The organism is Chimaeribacter californicus (assembly GCF_002858675.1).
Taxonomy (GTDB): Bacteria; Pseudomonadota; Gammaproteobacteria; order Enterobacterales; family Enterobacteriaceae; genus Chimaeribacter; species Chimaeribacter californicus.
Window position 1 is genome coordinate 1 of the sequence record NZ_PJZF01000044.1, and the last position, 3080, is coordinate 3080.

Annotated in this window: 4 protein-coding genes; all 4 read left to right on the top strand. The window is 55.6% G+C overall.

Features of this window, described 5'->3' with window-relative positions; genetic code table 11:
- Window positions 1-129 precede the first annotated feature (129 nt).
- Complete coding sequence (locus CYR55_RS23420) at window positions 130-579, top strand: hypothetical protein (RefSeq protein ID WP_146001026.1); 450 nt, start codon at window positions 130-132, stop codon at window positions 577-579.
- A gap of 337 nt (window positions 580-916) precedes the next feature.
- Entirely contained in the window at window positions 917-1561 is a 645-nt protein-coding gene (locus CYR55_RS22490; protein WP_146001027.1) for a maturation control protein, read from the top strand.
- The gene (locus tag CYR55_RS22495; protein WP_101818535.1) at window positions 1558-1899 is read left to right on the top strand and encodes a baseplate protein; all 342 of its coding nucleotides are present in this window, start codon (window positions 1558-1560) and stop codon (window positions 1897-1899) included. The genes CYR55_RS22490 and CYR55_RS22495 overlap by 4 nt, the downstream gene beginning before the upstream one ends.
- An 11-nt stretch (window positions 1900-1910) precedes the next feature.
- Window positions 1911-3080, top strand: a 1170-nt coding sequence (locus tag CYR55_RS22500; protein WP_101818536.1) for a phage tail protein, incomplete at its 3' end; no start/stop codon positions are given.

Sequence of the window (3080 nt, forward strand, 5' to 3'; positions counted from 1 at the left end):
CTCTTCTTCAAGCCAATGATTTTAATCACATAACTTTATTGGCAAATTTCAGAATAACGCCATGATAGTAAAGCTATTTTTTCTGATCTCCGCTGGTAGAATGCGCGCACTCACACAGCGAGAATAATCATGAAAAAAATAGCTTTTATTTTGGCAGCACTTTCCCTTTCTGGATGTGTCACGCCTACACCAATGGCTACAGAACAACAATATAACTCGTATGCCGGCATCTTTTCGTTGATCCGGGACTGTAGTTTGCATAATGAGATGCCAATGTCACTAGCTGCTGCGGGCATGAATATGATGCAAAGCCAACAGGGCGTACTTGCTAATTTTGACCAGGTTAAACTGATCAGTAAGATTCAATACTATTCTAAACCCGAGCAGCTGGCCGAAGTGAAGCGTCAGACTTCATGCAACCAAGTTGCTCTGGAAATCACTCAGCGCCAGCAGCAGATTGCAGCCCATAATGCCGCCGTGCAGCAATTTAATCAGGCAGCACAGAATTTTGCGAACAGCACTCCTAAAACCACGTTCTGTAACAACTATGGCACCATGACGACCTGCAACACCTATTAAGCCCACTGCTCGAAGCCCTGCTACTCACTGACAGGGCTTTTTTTGCCGCAGACCAACGCTCTTGTATTGCACCGGCCGCAGCCGCTACCTATCATCACACACATCAAGGCAACCTCTCTCGGTATGAGTAAACCCTTCGATGCAGCTTCAACGATCCCCTAAAGGCTAGTACCCGCTGGCCTTTGCTTTTACCCAGGTTATACGCACGCATAGTCTTTCCCAAACCGCCCCCCTGGGGCGGTTCTCTTATGCCCCCACGGCCTCTCCAGATGTAACTATCCGTATGGTTATGGTTCGCCCGCTAATGCTGGTGGGCAATCAGCGAGAAACAGACGCCATGAGTAACAAAAAAATCTGTGCAATCAGCCTTTCCACCAGCTCGCCCATGCTGGCCAAAGCCGCCTGGAAAGACGGCGAGCTATTTGTAGCCGAGGTCACCAAACTCCCTGAAAGCCGGCACGCCCTGGAACAGGATCTGATCACCCAAATCCGTGACCTGGAGCGCAAGGGCTTCGAGGTGCTGGTGGAGGAAACGAGTGATTTCATCACCTCCCGCGCCGGCGTTCGTGTCCGTCTGGGGGATACCGGTGCTACCGGTAAGCCAGTGCTGGTGGAAGCCCTGGACATCTACCGGGAGCTGGAGCGCCAAAAAGCCCTGGCCTTTCCCCGCGGTGCCGGCAGTCGTTTCCAGATCCCCGAAACCCTAGTTGATATGGATCGGGATACCAAGGGGGCGACGGTATACCGGATTGACTGGGCGCAGCTGAAGGCAGAACACTGCCTGACCATGCTGTGCTGCTTCGGCACTACCTTTCACAACGTGGCCAGCGTGCAATACCTGGAGGCCATGATGGGCTTTAACCGCCGGCCGGAGCTAGGCAGCGCAATCGACCCGCTTAAGACCATCGTCCGCGCCATTGAGGAGGATGCCATTAATAAGGCCTCCAGCAGCCCGCTGACGGGCAAAGGGAGTTACCTGTGACCATCAGCCGCCTCGACGACAGAAACGTCACAGACCCCATTCTGCGCGCTTATATGCGCCAGGAGATCATGACCAAAGCAATGAGTTATGACTCTGACCTGCTGACCTACGACATCCTGGCAGATGAGATCTACCGGCCTGAGCTGATCGCATACCGCATATGGGGCACTGGTGAGCTGCGCTGGGTGGTGACCCTGGTATGCGGCCTGGAGGATGAGTGTGACGCCATGGAGGAAGGTACCGAGATCACCGTGCCTACCCTGGCGTGGATCCGGGAGCAGATTAACACCTTCTCCGCCACCAGCCCGGAAATCCCCGGCTCCCTGTATGCAAGCTGAAGGGGTAATGGATGCCATCACCTGACTTTGACCGAAATGAGAACGGCCGGTACGCCACACACGGCCTGTCTGCGACCGACTTCCTGAAGGTCTTCCGCCGGATCCGCAAGACGCAGCGTGACAACCGCCAGCGCGCGCGCCGCACCCTGACGCCGGCCATGATGCGCAATAAGGATCTGGAAAAGTTCCTGGAGCTGGGGAAGAAGAAAGACGGCACGCTGTTCACCCCGGAGGACATGAAGCGGTTTATCCAGAGCCGCAAGGGGCACCGTAACCAATTCAATAGCGACGTTGCCGGCATCACTTACGCCCAGCTGGTGGCGCAGTCCACCAAAATTGACGTAAAGCGTGCCAATAACTCGGTAGACGACGGCTCCGGCATCAAAAAGGCGATGTTTATCCGCCTGCAACACAACACGGCGTTCGTGAAGGTGGAGGCCTCGGACATCTCCATTGACGATCACCATATGGTGCGGGTGCGCTTTGAGGAATGGGATCGGTACGTTGAGGATGTAGGGGATGAAAAAGCCTCCCTGGCCACCCTCGCCCGCCAGCTGGCCGCCGGCCGGGTGTCATTCGACTGCGATTGCGGCCGCCACCAGTATTGGTATCGCTATATGGCCACCGCCGGCAACTATGCGCTGAAGCCACCAGCGGAATACGCATTTCCCAAGGTGCGCAACCCGGATTTAACCGGGGTGGCGTGCAAACACGTCGTGCACACCATGACGCGCTTCCAGTCGATGACCTGGCAGCGCCAGCTGGGGCAGCAGCTGAAGAAGGCCGCCGACCAGGTGGCGTTTGGTGATGACAAAACCAAAACCACCAAAACATTTACTGACCAGGAGCAGAAAGCCCTGGCGCGTAACCGCAACGTGCAGACCGACCACGAAAAGGTACGTGCAGAGTTTGCCCGCTACCAGGCAGCCCAAAAGGCGATGGCCAAGAAACAGGAAACCAGTAAAGACGAGATCGAGCGTCTGCGCAAACAGGCCGCGCGTGCGCGCAACGCGACCGCCAAAAAGGCTGCCGCCCTCAAGCTTGCCCTGGCGCGCAATAAGCAACTGGAACAGGAGCGCGATGACGCCAAAAAGCTGGTGGCCGAGCAACTGCGGCTAAAGAAAGAAGGCTTCAAAGACGCGATGAAACTCACCGGCATGACCGACAAACAGGCTGAAGAA

What these genes read in the sequence shown, in the direction of transcription:
- CYR55_RS23420 (WP_146001026.1), top strand. Translation starts at nt 130, where the DNA reads ATGAAAAAAATAGCTTTTATTTTGGCAGCACTTTCCCTTTCTGGATGT.
- CYR55_RS22490 (WP_146001027.1), top strand. Translation starts at nt 917, where the DNA reads ATGAGTAACAAAAAAATCTGTGCAATCAGCCTTTCCACCAGCTCGCCC.